The organism is Saccharothrix sp., assembly GCF_031180885.1.
GTDB lineage: Bacteria > Actinomycetota > Actinomycetes > Mycobacteriales > Pseudonocardiaceae > Actinosynnema.
On sequence record NZ_JAPSLK010000023.1, the window covers coordinates 15,056 to 34,637 of the forward strand.

At 71.6% G+C, this 19,582-nt stretch carries 17 protein-coding genes; 8 read left to right on the forward strand and 9 right to left on the reverse strand.

What is annotated here, in order from left to right; all coding sequences use genetic code 11:
- Positions 1-46 precede the first annotated feature (46 nt).
- From RIN75_RS24320 to RIN75_RS24350, 7 genes are all read right to left on the reverse strand, one after another.
- A complete protein-coding gene (locus RIN75_RS24320) occupies positions 47-1,942 on the reverse strand; it encodes a prolyl oligopeptidase family serine peptidase (protein WP_309114318.1) in 1,896 nt (631 codons plus the stop codon).
- A gap of 18 nt (positions 1,943-1,960) precedes the next feature.
- On the reverse strand, positions 1,961-2,542 hold the full coding sequence (locus RIN75_RS24325) for a TetR/AcrR family transcriptional regulator (RefSeq protein ID WP_309114319.1): 582 nt from the start codon (positions 2,540-2,542) through the stop codon (positions 1,961-1,963).
- 5 nt (positions 2,543-2,547) lie between these two features.
- Positions 2,548-3,366 (reverse strand): ABC transporter ATP-binding protein, encoded by an 819-nt coding sequence (locus RIN75_RS24330; RefSeq protein WP_309114320.1) that lies wholly within the window; start codon positions 3,364-3,366, stop codon positions 2,548-2,550.
- Entirely contained in the window at positions 3,363-5,135 is a 1,773-nt protein-coding gene (locus RIN75_RS24335) for a dipeptide/oligopeptide/nickel ABC transporter permease/ATP-binding protein (protein ID WP_309114321.1), read from the reverse strand. The genes RIN75_RS24330 and RIN75_RS24335 overlap by 4 nt, the downstream gene beginning before the upstream one ends.
- Complete coding sequence (locus tag RIN75_RS24340) at positions 5,132-6,073, reverse strand: ABC transporter permease (RefSeq protein ID WP_309114322.1); 942 nt, start codon at positions 6,071-6,073, stop codon at positions 5,132-5,134. Before RIN75_RS24340 ends, RIN75_RS24335 begins: the two co-directional genes overlap by 4 nt.
- Before the next feature lie 111 nt (positions 6,074-6,184).
- Positions 6,185-7,714, reverse strand: coding sequence for an ABC transporter substrate-binding protein (locus RIN75_RS24345; RefSeq protein ID WP_309114323.1), 1,530 nt, complete (start codon positions 7,712-7,714; stop codon positions 6,185-6,187).
- A 253-nt stretch (positions 7,715-7,967) separates the two neighbouring features.
- On the reverse strand, positions 7,968-8,939 hold the full coding sequence (locus RIN75_RS24350) for a methyltransferase dimerization domain-containing protein (protein WP_309114324.1): 972 nt from the start codon (positions 8,937-8,939) through the stop codon (positions 7,968-7,970).
- A gap of 146 nt (positions 8,940-9,085) precedes the next feature.
- Here RIN75_RS24350 and RIN75_RS24355 point away from each other — a divergent pair, with 146 nt between their 5' ends.
- From RIN75_RS24355 to RIN75_RS24380, 6 genes are read left to right on the forward strand one after another with little or no spacing between them, the layout of a single operon-like run.
- Positions 9,086-9,796: an SDR family oxidoreductase gene (locus tag RIN75_RS24355; RefSeq protein ID WP_309114325.1), complete on the forward strand. Its 711-nt coding sequence runs from the start codon at positions 9,086-9,088 to the stop codon at positions 9,794-9,796.
- 13 nt (positions 9,797-9,809) lie between these two features.
- Positions 9,810-10,907 (forward strand): zinc-binding dehydrogenase, encoded by a 1,098-nt coding sequence (locus RIN75_RS24360; protein ID WP_309114326.1) that lies wholly within the window; start codon positions 9,810-9,812, stop codon positions 10,905-10,907.
- Positions 10,908-10,916: 9 nt separating this feature from the next.
- Positions 10,917-11,873: an aldo/keto reductase gene (locus tag RIN75_RS24365; RefSeq protein WP_309114327.1), complete on the forward strand. Its 957-nt coding sequence runs from the start codon at positions 10,917-10,919 to the stop codon at positions 11,871-11,873.
- 5 nt (positions 11,874-11,878) lie between these two features.
- Positions 11,879-12,844: an alpha/beta hydrolase gene (locus tag RIN75_RS24370; RefSeq protein WP_309114400.1), complete on the forward strand. Its 966-nt coding sequence runs from the start codon at positions 11,879-11,881 to the stop codon at positions 12,842-12,844.
- Positions 12,841-13,803 carry an alpha/beta hydrolase gene (locus RIN75_RS24375; protein ID WP_309114328.1) on the forward strand — a complete coding sequence of 321 codons (963 nt, stop codon included), beginning with the start codon at positions 12,841-12,843 and terminating at the stop codon, positions 13,801-13,803. The genes RIN75_RS24370 and RIN75_RS24375 overlap by 4 nt, the downstream gene beginning before the upstream one ends.
- Positions 13,800-14,969 (forward strand): multidrug effflux MFS transporter, encoded by a 1,170-nt coding sequence (locus RIN75_RS24380; RefSeq protein WP_309114329.1) that lies wholly within the window; start codon positions 13,800-13,802, stop codon positions 14,967-14,969. Before RIN75_RS24375 ends, RIN75_RS24380 begins: the two co-directional genes overlap by 4 nt.
- Here RIN75_RS24380 and RIN75_RS24385 read toward each other — a convergent pair.
- Positions 14,966-15,913 carry an NAD(P)-dependent alcohol dehydrogenase gene (locus RIN75_RS24385; protein ID WP_309114330.1) on the reverse strand — a complete coding sequence of 316 codons (948 nt, stop codon included), beginning with the start codon at positions 15,911-15,913 and terminating at the stop codon, positions 14,966-14,968. The genes RIN75_RS24380 and RIN75_RS24385 overlap by 4 nt on opposite strands.
- Positions 15,914-15,982: 69 nt before the next feature.
- On the opposite strand from RIN75_RS24385, the gene RIN75_RS24390 reads away from it, so the two are divergent.
- Positions 15,983-16,621, forward strand: coding sequence for a TetR/AcrR family transcriptional regulator (locus tag RIN75_RS24390; RefSeq protein ID WP_309114331.1), 639 nt, complete (start codon positions 15,983-15,985; stop codon positions 16,619-16,621).
- Positions 16,618-17,277 (forward strand): DUF4253 domain-containing protein, encoded by a 660-nt coding sequence (locus RIN75_RS24395; protein WP_309114332.1) that lies wholly within the window; start codon positions 16,618-16,620, stop codon positions 17,275-17,277. Before RIN75_RS24390 ends, RIN75_RS24395 begins: the two co-directional genes overlap by 4 nt.
- Here RIN75_RS24395 and helR read toward each other — a convergent pair whose 3' ends face one another.
- Positions 17,278-19,440: an RNA polymerase recycling motor ATPase HelR gene (helR, locus tag RIN75_RS24400; protein ID WP_309114333.1), complete on the reverse strand. Its 2,163-nt coding sequence runs from the start codon at positions 19,438-19,440 to the stop codon at positions 17,278-17,280. It abuts the gene before it with no gap.
- Between the last annotated feature and the right edge of the window lie 142 nt (positions 19,441-19,582).

The following is a 19,582-nucleotide window of genomic DNA, read 5'->3' on the forward strand; positions in this document are numbered from 1 at the left end:
GCATGTGTCCGTTATGTCGGGTTTGGTCACGCAATGGTTACCAGTGTCACACGATCGAGTGAACGAGCCATCGGTCGAACCAGGCACGGGTCCGGCGCAGGACGTCGAGCTGGTGGTCGCGCTCGCGGATCGAGTGCCCCTCCCTCGGGTAGACCACGAACTCGTGCTCGACGCCGAAGTGGCGCAGCGCCCTGTGGAAGTACACGGCCTGGCCGAGCGGGACGTTGGTGTCCTCCGCGCCGTGCAGGAGGAGCACCGGGGTCCGGATGCGGCCGGCGAAGGAGATCGGACTCACCGCGTCGTGCGGGTGCGGGCCGGCGCCGGACCAACCGGTGCTGCCGCCGAGCGCGGCCTCGAACAGGCCGTTCTCCCCGGTCGCGGCGAGCATCCCCCAGTCGACGATGCCGGCGCCGACCAGCGCGGCCCGGAACCGGTCGGTCTGGCCGACCGCCCAGGCGGACAGGAAGCCACCGTGGCTCCAGCCGGCGATGCCCAGCCGGTCGGGGTCGGCGATGCCCTCGGCGACGAGCAGGTCGATGCCGGCCAGGACGTCGGTCCACTCCTCCAGCCCGACCCGACCGGCCACGCTCGCCGCGAACTCGTGACCGTGCCCCTGGCCGCCGCGCGCGTTGGGCAGGAACACCGCGTGCCCGGCGGCAGCCAGCCACTGCGCGCTGGGGTACCACGCCAGCTGAAGACGATCGGCGTAGCGGTCGTACGGGCCGCCGTGCACGATCGTGACCAGCGAGAACGGGCCGTCGCGCGCGGTCTTGCCGACCGGCAGCACGAGCAGGCCGTCCAGGTCGAGGCCGTCCGGGGCGCGGTAGGCCAGCGGCTGCTGGGTGCCGAGGGTGATGCCCGCCAGTTCCGGGCGAGTGTCGGTGACCTTCCGCAGTGGGCCGGTGGGTGGGCCGACGTGCACGTTCTCGGGTTCGTAGCGGGTGCTGGTCAGTGCGGCGATCGTCTGGCCGGCTGTGGTGAGGTCGTGGAGGTCGCCGGGGTGCTGGGCCAAGGTCGTGGGTCCGGTGGGGTCGAGCCGCGCCAGGGTCGTGTCGAGGCCGTGGGCGAACACGACCAGCGGAAATGCGTCGGTTTGGCACAGTTCGGTCGGGCACATCGGGAGACCGGCGGTCCGGTTGCGCAGGACGCGGGTGTCCACGGCCAGGTCGAACACGGCGGTGCCGGCGTGCAGGACCGGTGGGGTGAGGGCGAGGTACCCGAGGTGCCAACCGTCCTCTGCGGGCCACCAGGCCAAGGAGCGCGCTTCCGCCTCGACCGGGCCAAGGTCTTCGGCGGTGCCGGTGGTGGGGTCGAACAGGTGCAGTTGGCAGGTGCGGGGGCCGTGGTCGTGGTCGGCGCTTGCCCGGGTGAGCACGGCGAGCGGGCCGCCGTCGGGACGTTGCCGCAGCTCCACGACGTGCCGGTCGCCGAACGCGTCCGGTGTGGTGACCCGGCCCGTGGTCAGGTCGAGCAGGCGCAACCGGGCACGCGGCTCGCCGTCCGTCACGACGATCGCGTCGTCGCGCTCCCGGACGCGGCGGGCGTCCTGCTCGGTGGGTTCGTCGGTGGCGAGCAGGGCGATCAGGGTGGGGTCGGCGAGCGGCAGGTGGTCGATGATGCCGGTGCGCCACTGGGTCAACGCGGTCACCGAGCCGTCGGCGACCGTCAGCCGGTGCAGTTGCGCGGTACCGCGTTCGGTGCGGTCGGACAAGAAGAACAGAGTCGCCGAGTCCCCGGACCAGCGTGGGAGGGATTCCGTCGCGGTGTCGGCGGTCGCCCGGCGCGGCGTGCCGGTGCCGTCGAGCCACAGTTCGGTGTCGAGGTGATCACCGGTTCCGCCTGCGGGGGTCAGGACGTAGCAGAGGAGTCGCCCGTTCGGGGCGAGAACCGGGGTCCGCGGGGCGCGGCCATCGGTCACGGCCTCGGCGGTCAGGGCTGTCATGCGTCCAGTCTTCCGGCATCAGCTCGTGATCCGGTGCATCACGGAGTCGACGTAGGCCTGGTAGCGGTCGATCAGGGTGCCTACCGGGTGCATCAGGCTGGCCACGTTGGCACCGATGGTGGCGGAGATGATCTCGTCGGCCAGGACCTCGGTCTCCGGCGCGGACGCGGTGGGCCACGCGGCGGTGATGCGGGTGATCAGTTCCGAGCGCCAGGTGGTCAGCAGGTCGCGGTAGCGGCGGGCCAGGTCTGGGTTGGCCACCGAGTGTTCCCACAGGACCAGGAGTACGCGGGCTGAGGTTATGCGGTGAGGGTCCAGGGGCATGACCGCCTCTATGAAGCCGCGTAGGGCGTCCACGGGAGTGGCGGGCGTGTCCATTGTGGACAACTGTTCGGTGGTTTCCTTCAGGACGCTCTCGAAAGTGGCGGCGATGATTTCGTCCTTTCCGGCGAAGTAGTGCTTGAGCGCCCCGTTGGCGAACCCGGCCGCGGTCACGATGCTGCGCATGGTGGCCGCCTCGAAGCCGCCCTCGGCGATGAGGCGCTTGGCCACCTCGATGATCTCGCGGCGGCGCTGGTCGTGGTCGATGACCTTGGGCATGGCGGTCAGGCCGTGTCGCGGAGGGCCAGCCACACGGCGCGGCGCTCCGACTGGCGGGCGGGGTCGGCCACCGGGGCGGCCAGGAGGAGTCGTTGCGTGTAGGGGTGTTCGGGGGTTCTGGTCACCGTGCGGGCGTCGCCGGATTCGACGATCTCGCCCTGGTACATGACCGACACGCGGTGGCACACGCGCCGCACGACACCCAGGTCGTGCGAGACGAAGAGGTACGAGACGCCCGTTTCGCGTTGTAGGTCGAGGAAGAGGTCGAGCACGGTGGCTTGGGTGGTCAGGTCCAGAGCGCTGACGGGCTCGTCGCAGACGATGAGTCGGGGACGGCGGACCAGGGCGCGGGCGATGGCGATCCGTTGCCGTTGTCCGCCGGAGAACTCGCTGGGGTAGCGGTGGACGGAGTCGGCGGGCAGGCGGACGTGGTCGAGCATCTCCGCGACCACGGCGCGGGCGTTGCGGGAGCCGGCCGCGACCAGTGGTTCGGCCAGGACCTCGCCGATGGTCATGGTGGGGTCCAAGGAGCCGTACGGGTCTTGAAAGACCACCTGGATGTCGTTGGCCAGGCGGCGACGGGCCGCGCCGCGCGCGTGGGTGATGTCGGTGCCGTCGAACGTGATCCTGCCCGACGTGACGGCCGCGAGCCCCAGCACGGCCTTGCCCAGCGTCGACTTCCCGGACCCGCTCTCCCCCACCAGCCCGACGCACTCCCCAGGCCCGACGGACAGCGAAACCCCCTTCAACGCGCGCAAACTCAGCTTGCGGTGCAGCCGGTAGTCGACCACCAGGTCCTCGACGGCCAACAGCGGAGCGGTCATCGGGTCTCGTCCTCTCCGCCCACGCGGGCCAACTCGTCCAACTCGTGCCGGCCCTCGGTGTCGTCGAGGGACGCGCTGATCAGCTCGGCCGTGTACAGGTCGGCGGGCTGCCGGAAGATCTGCTCCACCGCACCGGTCTCCACGATCCGGCCGTCCTTCATCACCACCACCCGGTCGCAGATGTCCGCCACGACACCGAAGTTGTGCGTGACGATCACCAGCGCCATCCCGTACTCCTGCTGCAACTCCCGCAGCAGCTCCAAGACCTCCGCCTGCACCGTCACGTCCAGCGCGGTCGTGGGCTCGTCCGCGACCAGCAGCGCCGGACGCCCGGCCACCGCGCCCGCGATGAGCACGCGTTGGGCCATGCCGCCCGAGATCTGGTGCGGGTACGAGCGCAGAACCCGGTCCGGGTCGGTGATACCCACCCTGACCAGGACTTCCCGGGCGCGCGCCCGGGCGTCGGCCTTGGACAGGCCGTGCACGTGCCGCAACGGCTCGACCAGGTGGTGCTCGATCGTGTAGCACGGGTCGAGGTTGCTCATCGGCTCCTGCGGCACGTACCCGATGGACCGGCCGAGCGCGCGCTTGTCCACCGCCTGCCCGGCAACCCGGATGTCGTCCGCGACCGCGGTGCCGCCGGCGGGCAGCAGGTCCAGCACGGCGAAGATGGTCTGCGTCTTGCCCGAGCCCGACTCCCCCACGATGCCGAGCACCTCGCCGGGCGCGGCGTCCAACGACACCCCGCGCACGACCTCCTTCACCCCGGATTCCGTCGCGTACCCGACCCGCAGGTTCTCGACCCGCAACGCACAGACCTCGTGCACGTGCACACCGCTCGGGACCTGCGAAGACGTCGACAGCTCACGCCGCACCGCCCCGCGCGAGCGCCGCGACGGCTGGTCCGCCCGGACGCTGATCAGGTCCGCCAGCGTCGACCCGATGAACGCGAGCGCGGCGATCGTGACCCCCAACGCGATCGACGGCCACAGCAGGATCAGCGGCTGGGTGAGCATGGTCTGGAAACCGTCGTTCATCATCTGGCCCCAGCTCGGCGTCGACGCCGACCCGATCCCCAGGAACTGCAACCCCGCCTGCATACCCACCGCGATCCCCGCCGTCAGCGCGGTCTGCACGACGATCGGCGCGTACACCGCACGCAGCATGTGCGTGCGCAGGATTCGCGGGTTGGTCACGCCGGCGACGCGCGCGGCGTCGATGTACGGCTCCCGGCGCACGGCCAGCGCCCTCGCCCGCGTGATCCGGTAGTAGCCGGGGGCGAGGAACACGCCCAGCGCCACCATCAGGACGGTGAAGTCCTGACCGGTGCCCGCGGCGACCACCAGCAGCACGATCATGCCCGGCACGGACTGCAACGCGTCGCTGATCCACGAGCACACCCGGTCGGTGACCCCGCCGAAGTACCCGGCCGCCACCCCCGCCGGCACACCCAGCAGCACCCCCGCCGCACACGTGATCACCGCGCCGTACAACGTGGTCCGCGCCCCGTGCAGCAGCCGGGACAGGACGTCGCGACCGGCCGAGTCGCCGCCGAGCAGGTGCTCGCCGCCCGGCGCGGCCCGGGTGATCCGGAAGTCGACCAGGTTCGGATCGAACGGCGCGAGCCACGGCGCCAGCACCGCGACCGCGACCACGAACGCGAACACGGCCAGGGCGACCACGCCGAGCGGGCGGCGCAGGTACCGCCGCCACAACGAGATCCGCTTCACGGCGGCCAACGGGGCCAGAGGGGTCGGCACTGCGGTCATCGGTCGCGCACCTTCGGGTTGACCCACCCGAGCACGAGGTCGAGCAGGAAGTTGACGATCACGACGAACACCACCGTGACAGCGGTCAGGCCGAGCAGCACCGGGATGTCCCCGATCTGCGACGCGGACTGGGTCAGGCTGCCGATGCCGGGCAGGTTGAACACGATCTCCACCACGATCGCCCCGCCCAGCAGCCCGACGAACAGCAGGGCCAGGACGGTCAGGGCGGCGGGCGAGGCGTTGCGCAGCACGTGCGCGGTGACCCGGCGGTCGGACAGGCCGCGCGCCCGCAGCGTGCGCACGAAGTCCTGGCCCGCGACCTGGAGGAAGCCGTTGCGCAACTGCTCGGCCACCATCACGATCGCGCCCAGCGCCAGCGACACCGCCGGCAGCGTGATCGACCGCAGCCAGCCCGTCATCGACTGGTCCGGGGACACGTACCCGATGGCGGGGAACCACTTCAGCTCGATCGCGAACCACGTGACCAGCACGAGGCTCACCCAGAAGCCAGGCAGCGCGAACAGGACCACGGACGCGAGCTTGAGCCCCCGGTCCAGCAGTCCGCCGGGCCGCAGCCCGCACACGATCCCCACGGCCACGCCGACCACCGCGGCGAGCACGGTCGCGACCACGACGACCGAGAGCGTGACCGGGACGCGCAGCGCCATCTGGTCGTTGACCGGCTGGAAGTTGCGCCACGACGTGCCGAAGTCGCCGGTGACGGCGTGGGAGAACCAGTTCCAGAACTGGACGAGCAGTGGCTGGTCGTAGCCGATCCGGGCGCGCAGCGCGGCCTGCTGGGCGGGGGTGGCGCTGTTGCCGAGCAGGCCGGGGGTCGGGTCGCCCACGGCGGCGTGCGCCAGGAAGAACGTGCCGCTGGTGACGACCACGAGCAGCAGCACCCCGGACATCAGGCGTTTCGCGATGAAGGACAGCATCGTCGGCTCCTGTTGGCCTCCGGCCCCCGGTTCCACTGTCCCACGGGGCACCGACAAATCCGCCGGGCGCGATCCGTCCGGAGTGGACGGACCGCGGGCGGCACGGGCGCGTCAGCCGCGCTGGATGAACCGCAGCGTCGGGAACATCATGCCGGTGACCGGCGTGACCGTGATGCCCTTGACGCTGAAGTAGGTGTTGTCGGCCTGGTACCAGACGCTCCACCAGGCCTCGTCGACCAGCTCGGCGTTGAGCTTCTTGAGCAGCTCGGTCTGCGCCGGACCCGGCTCGGCCTTCTCCACCTGCTCGACCAGCGCCTTGATCTCGGGGTAGGCGTCGACCGAGGGGGTGGGGTTGTACCACTGGGCGGTGGTGACCTGGTCGGTCAGGGTGGCCATGTCGTTGCCCGCCAAGGCGATCACGGCGAGGAACATCGGGTAGGTGGGCGCGTTCTTCTGGTAGTCGGGCATGGCCATGTCCTGCCACTCGACCTTGATGCCCAGTTCGCCGAAGGTCTGGTTGGCGGCGGGCTGCCAGGCGGCGAAGATCGGGGACATGGGCATCTTGACCGTGAAGCCGTCGGGGTAGCCGGCCTCGGCGAGCAGGGCTTTGGCCTTGGTCATGTCGGTCTTGTACTTGTCGTTCATCGACTTGTCGTAGACCTGGGCGTCGACGGAGAAGACCTGGTTGGCGACCGTGCCCGAGCCGTTGCCGACCGCGTTGAGGATGCCGGCGGCGTCGAACGCGTAGCTGATCGCCTGCCGGACCCGCTTGTCGCCCAACGCCTTGACCTGGGCGCCGGTGCGGTCGGCGTACTGGACGCCGACCCAGCTCGCGGCGCGGCTGGCGATGTTCCAGCCGTTCTCCTTTGCCTTCGGGAGGTTGGCGGCGTTGGCGAACTGGACGTTGAGCTGGCCGGAGAGCATGGCGTTGAAGCTCGCGGTCTGGTCGGTGATCGGGAACAGGCGGACGGTCGGGAACGGGTAGGTTCCGGTGTCCCAGTGGTTCGGCTTCTTGGTGAAGACGTACTGGGACTGCGGGGTGGAGCCGGCCTTGTCGTAGGTGTAGGGGCCGGAGCCGACCGGGCCGTTCGCGAGGGCGCCGGACCGGATGGCGGCGGGCGAAGCCATCCAGCTGCGGCCGAGGCCCATCTGGTAGAGCAGGGCGTCGTCGCGTTTGGACAGCTTGATCTCGATGGTGTCGTCGTCCTTGGCGGTGGCGGAGGCGACGTTGAGGTAGGCCTGGCCGGAGCGGACGCCGGCCTTGAGGTGCTGGATGTTGGCGACGGCGGCGTTCGCGTCGAACTTCTGGCCGTCCTCGAAGCTGACCCCCTGCTTGAGGTCGGCGGTGAGGGTGAGCCGGTCGGCCGACCACTCCCAGGAGGTGGCCAGCGCCGGGACCGGCTTGCCGTCCTTGTCCAGGGCGACCAGCGGGTCGTAGACGGCGGAGAGGTAGGGGCCGTCGAAGCCGATGTCGGCGCTCGCGGGGTCCCACGACGTGACGTCGAGGAACACGCCGGCCTTCAGCTCGTCGACGTCGGTCCGGGCGGCGGTGCCGCCACCACCGGCCCCGGTGCATCCGGCGAGCGCGGTGGCCGCTGCGACAGCCGCCGCGACCAGTGCCGATGTCCGTTTCCTGGTCATCGAGTCCTTCTCTCGGGGTGCTGGGACTGCTGGGGAGTCACGCGCCGCTGCCGGCCGGCCACACCCGGAGCGTGTCGGGGAAGAGTGAGACCTGGCTCACTGCGATGGCGGTTAGTCTACGGTCGTCGGCAAAAAATGCAACGCCCGGGCAACCTGCTGTTCGCCCACGGACAACCGGATGGCGAACTTCTCCAAATGTAGGAAATCGTATTCGATCCGATGGACAGCGAGCAGCTGGGCCCGCCGCCCGCCGTCAGACGGCGTCGCCGACCAGGACGCGCGGGCTGCCCGGCAGCGCCAGTACCTCGCGCACCCGCCAGCCGGCCCCCGCCAGCCACGCCCGGACCTCGGCCTCCGGGTAGACCACGGTCCCGTCGATGACGAAGTACTCCCCCGCGTGCAACGCGTCGATCCGCCGCTGCCGGGCGTCGTCGTCCAGGAAGAAGTCGAGCAGCAGCAACGTCCCACCCGCGGCCGCCGCCGCACGCGCGCGACGCAGGATCTCCCTGTTCTGCTCAGCCGTGAACCGGTGCACGACGTGGTTGACCATGATCAGCTCGTGCGCGCCCTCGGGCTTGGCGGTTTCGGTTTCCGCAGGGGTGATGGTGGCGCGTTCCGAGAGGCCGGCGGCGGCCAGGGCTTCGGTGATGCCCTGGGTGGCCATGGGTGCGAACATGAAGTGGGCGGTCAGCGCGGGGTTGGCTCGCAGGGCCGACACGGCGAACTCGGGCGACAGGCCGCCGAGGTCGAGCATCGACCGGTAGGGCGTGAAGTCGAAAGTGCGGGCGAGCATCGCGGCGTGGAGGGCGTTGTAGCGCATCACGCCGGCCATGAAGGTCGCCCACCGCCCCTCGTCCATCTTCAGGTCGCCGGGGGTGGTCGTGTCCACCGTGGTGTCGAACTGGAGCCAGTGGCCGTAGCTGATCTCGTTCAAGAACGTCAGGAACGGCCCGAGGTCGTTCTCGCCGCCCAGGTACTCGGCCGTGTCGGGGGCCAGGGAGTACCGGCCCTCCACCCGCTCCAGCAGGCCCTCGGCGTTCATGGCGTCGGCCAGGATTCGGACCATCTGCTCGCTCACGCCCGTCTCGGCGGCGATCTCGGCCACCGTTCGCGGACCCTCGGCCAGCGCCCGGAACAGGCCCACGCGGGACGCGGCGAACAACTGCTTCGCGCCCATGTAGCCGATGGCGAGGTCGACGATGCGGTCCGGTGCGGGGACGGTCATTGCGGCTCCTCCAAGGTGAACCAGGGTGTCAAGGTGGGTCGAGAGTCTACGCACGTTGACTAAAAACGGCACACCCCTTGCGGCCGCGCGAATTTTTTTTCTACGCTCGTAGCCTCAACGCCCCGATCCCGTGGAGGACAACCCAGATGGCCCGGACCGTGCTGGTCACCGGCGGAGCGGGCGGCATCGGTCGTGCCATCGCCGCCGCGTTCCTCGCTGTGCAAGACACCGTGGTGCTCGCGGACATCGACAAAGCCGAGGAGGCCGCGGCCGATCTCGGCGTGCGCGGGGTGGCGGTGGACATCACCGACGAGAAGTCCATCATCCGGGCGCTGGACGAGATCGGGCCGGTCGACGTGCTGGTCAACAACGCGGGGCTCCTCGGCATCCACGGCCGCCTGCTCGACCTCCCCGGCACCGACCTGCACGCCCTCCTGCGCACCAACGTCCTGGGCACCTTCCTGATGACCCAGCACGTCGCCCACCGCATGGTCCAACGCGGCACCCGCGGCGCGATCGTCAACCTCTCCTCCATCGGCGGCCGGCAACCCACCCCGGGCATGGGCGGCTACGAGAGCAGCAAGGCCGCGGTCGACGCGATCACCCGGTGGGCGGCCGTCGAACTCGCCGAGCACGGCATCCGCGTCAACTCGGTCGCTCCCGGCCCCGTCCTCACCCCGGTGCTCGCCGCCGGCCTGCCCGAGGGCTCGCCCGCCCGCAAGGCCTGGCTGGACCGCATCCCGTTGCGCCGGTTGGCTTCCGTCGACACCGTCGCCGCCGCGGTGGTGTTCCTGGCGGGCGCCGACCACATCACCGGCACGAGCCTGCCCGTCGACGGCGGCCAACTCCTCACCTGACCCAGGGAACCCGATGCCCACCTCCACCCGGGCCGCGGTGCTGACCGAGCACGGCGCACCGCTGCACCTCACCGAACTCCCTCTGCCCGCCGACCTCGAACCCGGCGCTGCGCTCGTCCGGATCACCTGCGCCACCCTGTGCGGCACGGACGTCGAGATCTGGTCCGGCCGCATGAGCTTCCCCGGCATGCTGCCGATGGTGCTGGGCCACGAGGTGGTCGGCGAGGTCGTGGCCGTCGGCGCGGACACCCGCGACGCCCTGGGCCGCGACATCCCGGTCGGCGCGCGCATCGGCTGGTCGGAGTCGACGTGCGGCGAGTGCCACGGCTGCGTCGTCCTGCGCCAACCGGTCGCGTGCGCCAAGCGCGGCTACGGCTTCCTCCAGCGCTCCGACGTGCACCCGTACGCGACCGCCGGCCTGTGCGAGTACGCCTACGTGGTGCCGCGCGCGGCCAAGCTGCTGCTGCCCGACGACGTCCCGGACACGTGGGCGGCGATGGCGGGGTGCGCGGCCAAGACCGTGTTGCGGGCGTTCGACGGCGTGGGTGGCGTGCGGCCCGGCTCTCGGGTCGTCGTCCAGGGGTCCGGCGCGCTGGGCCTGTTCGCCACCGCCGTCGCCCGGATTTCCGGCGCGGGCAAGGTGATCACGGTCGGCGCGCCGCCCGCCCGCCTCGACCTCGCCGGTACCTTCGGTGCGGACGCCATGGTCGACATCGCCGAGGGCTCCACCGTGGAGAAGGTCCTCGAACTCACCGAGGGGCGTGGCGCGGACCTGGTCATGGACTTCGCCGGCGCGCCCTCCGTGGGCCGGGAGGCGGTGGCGATGGCCGCGCAGCGCGGCACGGTCGTGATCGTCGGCAGCACCGGCCCCGACAGCGACCCGCTCCCCCTCGGCACGGTCATGGGCAAGGAGCTGACCGTCCGCGGCTCCCTCAACGGCGACATCGCCGACTACCACCACGCGATCGAGTTCTTCCAAGCCTTCGCCGACCGCACGCCGTGGGACCGCCTCTTCGGCACTCCCGTTGGCCTGTCCGCCGCGCACGACCGGATCGAGGCCATGCACCGGCTGGACGAGGTCAAGGCCGTCATCGACCCCCGACTCACCTGAGGAGAACACGTGTCCCCCCTGCCCCGCCGCCGCCTCGGCACGTCGGACCTGGAGGTCTCGGCGCTGTCCCTGGGTTCGTGGCACACCTACGACCGCATGGACTTCGCCGACGCGGTCACCATGGTCCGCACGGCCGTGGACGCCGGCGTCAACCTGTTCGACGTCGGCGTCTACGGCGCACCCGGTATGCCACCGGTCTTCACCGACGTCATCTGGAGCGCGATCATGCGCGCCGCGCGCATCCCCCGCGAGCGGTACCTGGTCTCGGCCAAGCTCTGGCTCGAAGGCTTCGGCGACAAGGGCTTCCGCCCGCAGCTGGAAAACGCCTTCCTGCGCGGTGGTTTCGACGTCGCCGACCTGGTGATCCTGGGTGACCTGCGGCGCGACGACATCGCGCTGGACGACCTCGTCGACGACCTCGCCGCGCTCACCCGCGACGGCCTGATCCGAGCCTGGGGCGTCAACAACTGGTCCGCCTCGAACATCCGCGCGTTGCAGGACGTCGCCGCCGTCAAGCGCGTGCCGGGACCGCAGATCGCCCAGCTCAAGTACAGCATCGGCCGCCGCGCCATCCCGGACGGCGAGCCGTTCGCCCGGCTGTTCGCCGACGGGTTCGCCATGCAGGCCTCGGACGTGCTCGAAGGCGGCATCCTCGCGGGCAACAGCGGGCAGTCCCGCGAGATCGGGCGCGACCCGGGCGGCGTCCGCGAGGAGATCAAGCGGCACGCCCAGGGGGTCGCCGAGGTCGCCGCGAAGCTCGGCACCAGCGCCGCCCGCCTCGCCGTGGCCTTCACCCTCACCCACCCCGCCAACGTCACCACCCTGTTCGGCGCGACCAAGCTCGCGCAGCTCGAAGACAACCTCGCCGCCGTCGACCTGGTCGACCGGGTCGGCGCCGACGAGATCCGCGCGCTGGTCGAGCCGTTCTGGGCCGACCGGGGCGTGATCGACCCCGAAGGGCCGTGATCGACGTGCCGCGCACCCCCGTCCCGTTCGACCCGGAGATCGAGCCCGCCCTGGCGAAGATCCTCCAACCCGAAGCCCCTCCGTTCACCCCGGAGACGATCCCCACCATGCGCGCAGCCATGGCGGCCATGTTCCCGCCCGCCGCCGAAGTCGTCGGCGACGCGCCCGTGGACGTCGTGGAACGCACGTTCCCCGGCCCCGCCGGCGAACTGGAGGTCACGATCCTCTCGCCGCGCGGCCTCGACAGCCCGGTGCCGGGCCTCTACAACATCCACGGCGGCGGCATGATGATCGGCCACCGCAACATGGACACCGGCCGACTGCTCGCCCTGGTGCTGGAACTCGGCGTGGTCGCGGTCAACGTCGAGTACCGCTTGGCGCCCGAGCACCCGCACCCCGCGCCCGTCGAGGACTGCTACGCGGGCCTGGTGTGGATGGCCGCCAACGCGGCGGAACTCGGCGTGGACCCCGAGCGCATCGTGGTCATGGGCGGCAGCGCCGGCGGTGGCCTGTCCGCCGGGGTGGCGCTGATGGCCCGCGACCGGGGCGGCCCTAAGCTCGCCGGGCAGCTCCTGCTGTGCCCGATGATCGACGACACCAACACCACCGTGTCCAGCCACCAGTACCTCGACACCGGCACGTGGACGCGCGAGACCAACCTCGCCGGCTGGCGGTCCCTGCTCGGCGACGCGGCCGGCGGCCCGGACGTCTCCCCGTACGCGGCACCCGCCCGCGCCACCGACCTGTCCGGCCTGCCGCCGGCGTTCATCGAGGTGGGCAGCGCGGAGCCGTTCCGGGACGAGGACACCGACTACGCGCTGCGGATCTGGGCCACCGGCGGCCAGGCGGAGCTGCACGTGTGGAGCGGCGCGTTCCACGGGTTCGACATGTACGTGCCCGAGTGGCACATCAGCCAGGCCGCCCTCGCCACCCGGAACTCGTGGCTGCGGCGCGTGCTGGGGCTGGGATGAAGCCCGTCCCGTACGACCCGGAGCTGGAACCGGGGCTCGCCGCGTTCCTGGACCTGGTGGAGCGCATCCCGTTGCGGGCGGACACGATCCTGGTCAACCGCGCGCACTTCGCGACCATCGTGCCGCCGGTCGAGCAGGTGGTAGGCGACCGGCCGGTGGAGGTCGAGGACCGCGCGGTGCCCGGCCCACGGGGTGAACCGGACATCGTGGTGACGGTGGTGCGTCCACGCGGAGGGGTCGTGGACGCACCGGCGATCTACAGCATCCACGGCGGCGGGATGGTGCTGGGCAACCGGTTCTTCGGCTTGGACGGGCTGATCGACGACGTCCTGCGGTTCGGCGCGGTCGGCGTGTCGGTCGAGTACCGGCTGGCGCCCGAGCACCCCGCGCCGGCCGCCGTTGAGGACTGCTACGCGGGCCTGGTGTGGCTGGCCGCGAACGCCGCCGAACTCGGTGTGGACCCGAGCCGGATCGTGGTGACGGGGGCCAGCGCCGGCGGCGGGCTCTCGGCCGGAGTGGCTTTGCTGGCACGGGATCACGGCGGACCCGCGCTGGCCGGGCAAGTGCTGATGTGCCCGATGCTGGACGACCGCAACGAGACCGTGTCGACCCGGCAGTACGACGGACTGGGCGCGTGGGACCGGAACAACAACGACACCGCGTGGAACGCGATCCTGGGTCCGTTGCGCGGCACCGACCAGGCCTCGCCGTACCAGGTCCCGGCCCGGATGGCGGACCTGTCGGGCCTGCCGCCCGCGTACGTCGACGTCGGCGCGGCGGAGATCTTCCGCGACGAGGCCGTGGCGTACGCGTCGCGGATCTGGGCCACGGGCGGGCAGGCGGAGCTGCACGTGTGGGCGGGCGGGTACCACGGTTTCGCGGGCTTCTCGCCCGACGCCGAGGTGTCCCGGGCGGCCGAGGCGGCGCGGTTGTCGTTCCTGCGGCGCGTCCTGCGGTGAACCTGCGGCGGGTCGCCCTCGTCCTGGGGCTGCTGGAGACCTTCGGGCCGATCTCGATGGACCTCTACCTGCCCCTGCTGCCGCGCCTGGCCGCCGACCTGGGCACGTCCGAGAGCCTGGCGCAGGCCACGATGTCGGCGTGCATGCTGGGGTTGGCGCTCGGTCAGCTCGTGGTCGGGCCGCTCAGCGACCGGCTGGGCCGGCGGCGTCCGCTGGTCGTCGGCATCGGCGGGTTCACCGCGCTGTCGCTGGTGTGCGCGGCGACCCCGTCGATCGAGCTGTTGCTGGCGGCCAGGTTCCTGCAGGGGTTGTGCGGGTCGGCCGGGATCGTGATCGCCCTGGCCGTCGCACGGGACCTCACCGAGGGCGTGGAACTGGTGCGGCTGCTCGCGATGCTGACCACGGTCGGGGCGTTGGCGCCGATCGTGGCCCCGGTGGTCGGCGGGCAGCTCGCGGCGGTGATGGGGTGGCGCGGGATCTTCCTGGTGCTGGCCGGGATCGGCGCGTTGCTGTTCGTGCTGGCGTTGACGGGTCTGCCGGAGAGCCTGCCACCGCCGGCGCGGCGCGTCTCGGGCACCTTCGGGGACGTGGGCGTCCTGCTGCGGGACCGGTTGTTCCTGTGCTTCTTGGCGGTCGGGGCGTGTGGCGGGACGGCGTTCTTCACCTACCTGGCGTCGATCAGCTTCGTGGTGCAGGGCAGCTTCGGGCTGAGCCCGCAGTGGTTCAGCGTGTGCTTCGCGGCCAACGCGGTCATGTCGGTGGTGGGCGCGCAGGTCAACCGGGCCGTCGTGCGCCGAGCCGGACCCGCGCGCATGTACGTCCTGACCACGACATGCACCGCTTTGGCCGCGACAGCCATGCTCGCAACGGCCGGCTGGGGTCTCGCGTTGCTGGTCCCGCTGGCCCTGGTGATGCTGGTCAGCGGCGGCTCGACGTCGAACGGCTCCGCGCTGGCACTGGCCGCGCACGGCACGAGAGCGGGCACCGCCGCCGCGCTGCTCGGCACGTCGGCGTTCGCGGTGGGACCCCTGGTCGCGCCGCTGGTGTCGCTGAACGGCACCAGCCCGCTGTCGATGGCGCTGACGATGGCGGCGGCCCACACCTGCGCCGCCGCGCTCGTCTGGCTGGTGGTGCGCCCGAGACTGCGCGCCCCGGTCGGGGTCTAGGGGCGGACGATGATGTTGCCGACCTTGCGGCCGCTGTCGACACGGCGGTAGGCGGCGGCGATGTCCACCAGGTCGTGCGACTCGTCGATGACCACGGTGAGGCCGGACCGGGCGGCCAGGTCGAGGAGGAACTCGAAGTCCTCGGTGCGTTCGGGCACCGCGCCGGCGGCCACGTCCCCGCGGGCCCGGATGGTGTCGGCCAGTCCGGCCACCGCCAGCAGGAGGATGCCGCCGTCGTTGAGCAGGCGGCGGCCCGCCTTGATCGTCAGCGCCCCGACCGTGTCCAGGACGATGTCGAAGCGGTCCCGGGTGCGGTCGAGTTCCCCGGTCGTGTAGTCGATCACGCGATCCGCGCCGAGGTCCTTGACGAGTTGGGCGTTGGCCGCGCTGGTCACACCGGTCACGACCGCGCCGAAGTGCTTGGCCAGCTGGACGGCGTTCGTGCCGATCGCGCCGGACGCCCCGTTGACCAGCACCGTCTTGCCCTCGCCCACGGAACCCTTGGTGCGCAGGAAGTGCAAGGCGGTCGAGCCGCCGAACAGCAGCCCGGCGGCGTCCTCGTGCGACACCTCGGCGGGCTTGCGGACCAGCTTTGCGCCGGCCACGGCCACGTACTCGGCGTGCGCCCCGAGCCGCACCCCTGTCATACCGCACACCTCGTCCCCCGGCGCGAACCCGGTGACCCGCGCCCCGACGCCCTCGACCACCCCGGAGAACGACCCGCCCAACACCGGCTTGCGCGGCCGGACCACCCCGAACGCCAACCGCCCGAACACCCCGAACCCCGCCGGGAACCGGGCCGCCCGGATCCGCGCGTCCCCCGAGGTCACGGCCACCGCCCTGACCCGCACCAGCACCTCGTCCGCCCGGGGCACGGGCCGGGGGACCTCCGCGACCCGCACCACCTCCGGCGCGCCGTACCTGTCGACCACCGCTGCACGCATGACCCGTCTCCCTTACACCTGTAAGTCGGACGGTAGCCTTACAGGTGTAAGAGCGCAAGGAGGTCGCCCGTGCCCCGCCTGACCCACGCCCGCGTAGTCGACGCCGCCGTCCGCGTGGCCGACCGCGGTGGCCTGACCCAGGTGAGCATGCGCAACGTGGGCAAGGAACTGGGCGTCGAGGCGATGTCCCTCTACCACCACGTCAAGGGCAAGGACGCCCTCCTGGACGCGCTCGCCGACTGGATCTTCGTCCGCATCGACCTGCCCGACCCGGCCACGCCGTGGCGCGCCGCGATGACCACCCGGGCCGCGTCGGCCCGCGCCGTGCTGTCCGAGCACAGCTGGGGCCTGGGCTTGATCGAATCCCGCCGCTCCCCCGGCCCGGCGTCGCTGCGCCACCACGACGCCGTGCTGGGGTGCTTGCGGCACAACGGTTTCTCGGTCGGGCTGGCGGCCAGCGCGTTCTCCGTGCTGGACGCGTACGTGTACGGGTTCGTGCTGACCGAGCTGAACCTGCCCTTCCAGGCGGGCGAGAGCGCGGAGGAGTTCGTCGCCCAGGTCGACCTGCCCGCCGACCAGTACCCGCACCTGACGGAGATGGTCGCCGAACAGATCCTCGACCGCGACTACTCCTACGGCGACGAGTTCACCCGAGGCCTGGACCTGATCCTCGACAGCCTGGAGGCCCGCTTGGCGGCGGCACGATGATCACCGAAACGCCCTGGCCCGGCGACGACCACGCCGACCAGTGGGCACGGCTGCGCGCCGACCACCCGCGCACCGGTCTCTGGCCCGTGCTGCTCCACGTCGAGACCCCGGACGACTTCCGCCCTTGGTCCACGCCGGACGGACCAACGCCCGACGATCCTGCCGCCCTACTGGCCCGGTGGTGGACCAGGTACGCCAACGACCCCGCGATGACCGCGCCGTTCAGCACGTGGCCCGGGACAGCGCCGGCAGACACCGCCGGAGACCCGGACGCCGCCGCCGACGGTGTCGCCGCGGACCTGCTCCACCACTACCCGGAACTGCTCCTGGGACTGGTCGCCGCAGACCGGAGCGCCGACGTGCCGACCGCCACCGGCTGGACCGGCGCGGCGAACCACACCCCAAACCCCGCCGAGATCTCGGCGGTTCTGCGCGACTGGGAGGACCGGTTCGGCGGGCGGGTCGTCGCCCTGGGTCCCGGTGACCTGGTGCTCAGCGTCGCCACCCCGCCCACCACGTACCAGCAAGCCTTGGCGGTCGCCGCCGAGCACTTCGCGTTCTGCCCGGACAACGTGTGGCAGGGCGACGCCCGCCTGTCCACCTACGCCGAACAACTGGTCAAAGACGGCCACCGGTGGTCGTTCTGGTGGGAGTGATCACGCCAGCCCGGTCATGGACGACGGCAGCGGGTTGCGGTGCAGGACGCCCAGGCGCTGCGTGGCCCGGGTGAGCGCCACGTACAGCTCCGCCGCCCCGCGCGGCCCATCGGCCAGGATCCGGTCCGGGTCGACCACGAGGACCGCGTCGTACTCCAACCCCTTGGTCTCCGACGCCGGCACCGCGCCCGGCACGTCCGGCGGCCCGATCACCACGCTCGTCCCCTCCCGGCCGGCTTCCGCCCGCACGAACTCCTCCACCGCCGCGGGAAGTTCCTCGTCACCGACCTTCCGCGACCACGGCAAGACACCACAGGATCGCACCGACTCCGGCGCCTGCACCTCGGGCGCGAATTCGGCCAGCACCCCGGCCGCCACGGCCATGATCTCCGCGGGCGTCCGGTAGTTCACCGTCAACGACCGGTACACCCAGCGCCCCGGCACGTACGGCTGGAGCACCGCGTCCCACGACCGCGCCCCGGCCGGCGACCGGCGCTGCGCCAGGTCCCCGACCACCGTGAACGACCGGCCCGGGCAGCGCCGCATCAGCACCCGCCAGTCCATTTCGGACAGTTCTTGGGCCTCGTCCACCACGACGTGCCGGTAGGTCCAGTCCCGGTCCGCCGCCGCGCGTTCCACCAGTTCCCGCGTGTCCTGCTCGTCGAACCGCTCCGCCAGGTCCTCGGCGTAGAGCAGGTCGGTGGCGAACAGGTGGTCCTCGTCGTCCATCGAGTCCTGGCGGCCGACCAGCTGCTCCAGCACGCCCGCCGCGAACTCCGCCTGCTTCTTCCGCTCCCGTTCGGCGGCGGCCTCCTCACCGGACTTGTCCCGGCCCAGCAGGTCCACCAACTCGTCCAGCAACGGCACGTCCGACACCGTCCAGGCCGAGCCCTCGGCCCGGTGCAGGGCAAGGTCCGCCCCCGCCGCCTTCAGCCGTTCCTCCGACTCGTACAGCGGCCCCAGCACCGACTCCGGGGTCAGCACCGGCCACATCTCGTCCAAGGCGCGGGCGAACGTCTCGTCCGAATCCAGTTCCTTCACCAGGTCCGCCCGCAGTCGCTCCCACCCCTCGCGGTCCTCCCGGGTGAGCCACCCGCGCCCGATCCGCCCGATCGCCCGCTCGGTGAGCACGTACGTCACGATCTCGGTGAACACCCGGCGCGCCTCGTTGTGCGGCAACCCGCTCTGCCGGGCCTCGTCCCGCGCCCACTCCGCGGTCGCCGCGTCGATCCGCACGGTCAGGTCCGCGAGGTCGATCGAGTACGGCTCCTCGGGCAGCCGCTGCCGGTCCGCGACGGCCGCCTTGAGCACGTCCACCATCTTCAGCGAACCCTTGACCCGCGCGGCTTCCGGCGCGTCCTCTTTGGTCACCCGCAACCCCGGGACCAGGCTGCCGGGCGTCATGAACACCACGTCCGACTCGCCCAACGACGGCAGCACGCGGCTGATGTGGTTCAGGAACGCCGGGTTCGGGCCGACCACGAGCACACCGTGCCGCTCCATCCGTTCCCGCTGGGTGTAGAGCAGGTAGGCCACGCGGTGCAGCGCCACCACCGTCTTGCCCGTGCCGGGACCGCCTTCGATCACCACCACGCCGGGGTGGTCGAGCCGGATGATCTCGTCCTGCTCGGCCTGGATCGTGGCGACGATGTCCCGCATGCCCTCGCTGCGGGGCGCGTTGACCGCCGCGAGCAGCGCCGCGTCGCCCCGTTCGCCGTTCCCGGGCCTGCCGAACACCTCGTCGGTGAACTCCAGCACCTGCCGCCCGCGCGTGTGGAACTGCCGACGCCGCCGCATCCCCTCCGGGTTCGCCCCGGTGGCGGTGTAGAACGGCCGCGCGGCGGGCGCACGCCAGTCCAGCAGGACGGGTTCGTACTCGTCGTCCTCGTCGAACAACCCGATCCGCCCGATGTAGGACCGCCCACCGTCCACGGTGTCCAGCCGCCCGAAGCACAACCCGTTGTCCGCCACGTCCAGCCGCCGGACTTCCTTGCCCAGCGCCCGCACCTCGAAGTCCCGCTCCATCGGCGTGCCACCGGTCCCGCGCAGGGCGTCCCGGTAGGCCCCCTTCACCCGCGCCCGCTCACCGTCGAGCCGCTCGTAGAGCCCCGCCACGTACTCCCGCTCGGCCCGCAGTTCCGCGCCGTAACCCTCTGTAGACACAAGCCCCCGATCAAGCACTTCCTCGTTACGGTCGGCAAGTGTGCGGCACACCCGGGGCCTTGCGGCAAGTCCCCCCATGCGCTATACCTTGAGAAGGGCGAGGGAAGCTCTGTCCTTCCGCGCCCACTTTCCGGGTTTTCGC

Coding starts and splice junctions, on each gene's coding strand:
- RIN75_RS24320 (WP_309114318.1), bottom strand. CDS start 1,942: ATGACAGCCCTGACCGCCGAGGCCGTGACCGATGGCCGCGCCCCGCGG.
- RIN75_RS24325 (WP_309114319.1), bottom strand. CDS start 2,542: ATGCCCAAGGTCATCGACCACGACCAGCGCCGCCGCGAGATCATCGAG.
- RIN75_RS24330 (WP_309114320.1), bottom strand. CDS start 3,366: ATGACCGCTCCGCTGTTGGCCGTCGAGGACCTGGTGGTCGACTACCGG.
- RIN75_RS24335 (WP_309114321.1), bottom strand. CDS start 5,135: ATGACCGCAGTGCCGACCCCTCTGGCCCCGTTGGCCGCCGTGAAGCGG.
- RIN75_RS24340 (WP_309114322.1), bottom strand. CDS start 6,073: ATGCTGTCCTTCATCGCGAAACGCCTGATGTCCGGGGTGCTGCTGCTC.
- RIN75_RS24345 (WP_309114323.1), bottom strand. CDS start 7,714: ATGACCAGGAAACGGACATCGGCACTGGTCGCGGCGGCTGTCGCAGCG.
- RIN75_RS24350 (WP_309114324.1), bottom strand. CDS start 8,939: ATGACCGTCCCCGCACCGGACCGCATCGTCGACCTCGCCATCGGCTAC.
- RIN75_RS24355 (WP_309114325.1), top strand. CDS start 9,086: ATGGCCCGGACCGTGCTGGTCACCGGCGGAGCGGGCGGCATCGGTCGT.
- RIN75_RS24360 (WP_309114326.1), top strand. CDS start 9,810: ATGCCCACCTCCACCCGGGCCGCGGTGCTGACCGAGCACGGCGCACCG.
- RIN75_RS24375 (WP_309114328.1), top strand. CDS start 12,841: ATGAAGCCCGTCCCGTACGACCCGGAGCTGGAACCGGGGCTCGCCGCG.
- RIN75_RS24385 (WP_309114330.1), bottom strand. CDS start 15,913: ATGCGTGCAGCGGTGGTCGACAGGTACGGCGCGCCGGAGGTGGTGCGG.
- RIN75_RS24395 (WP_309114332.1), top strand. CDS start 16,618: ATGATCACCGAAACGCCCTGGCCCGGCGACGACCACGCCGACCAGTGG.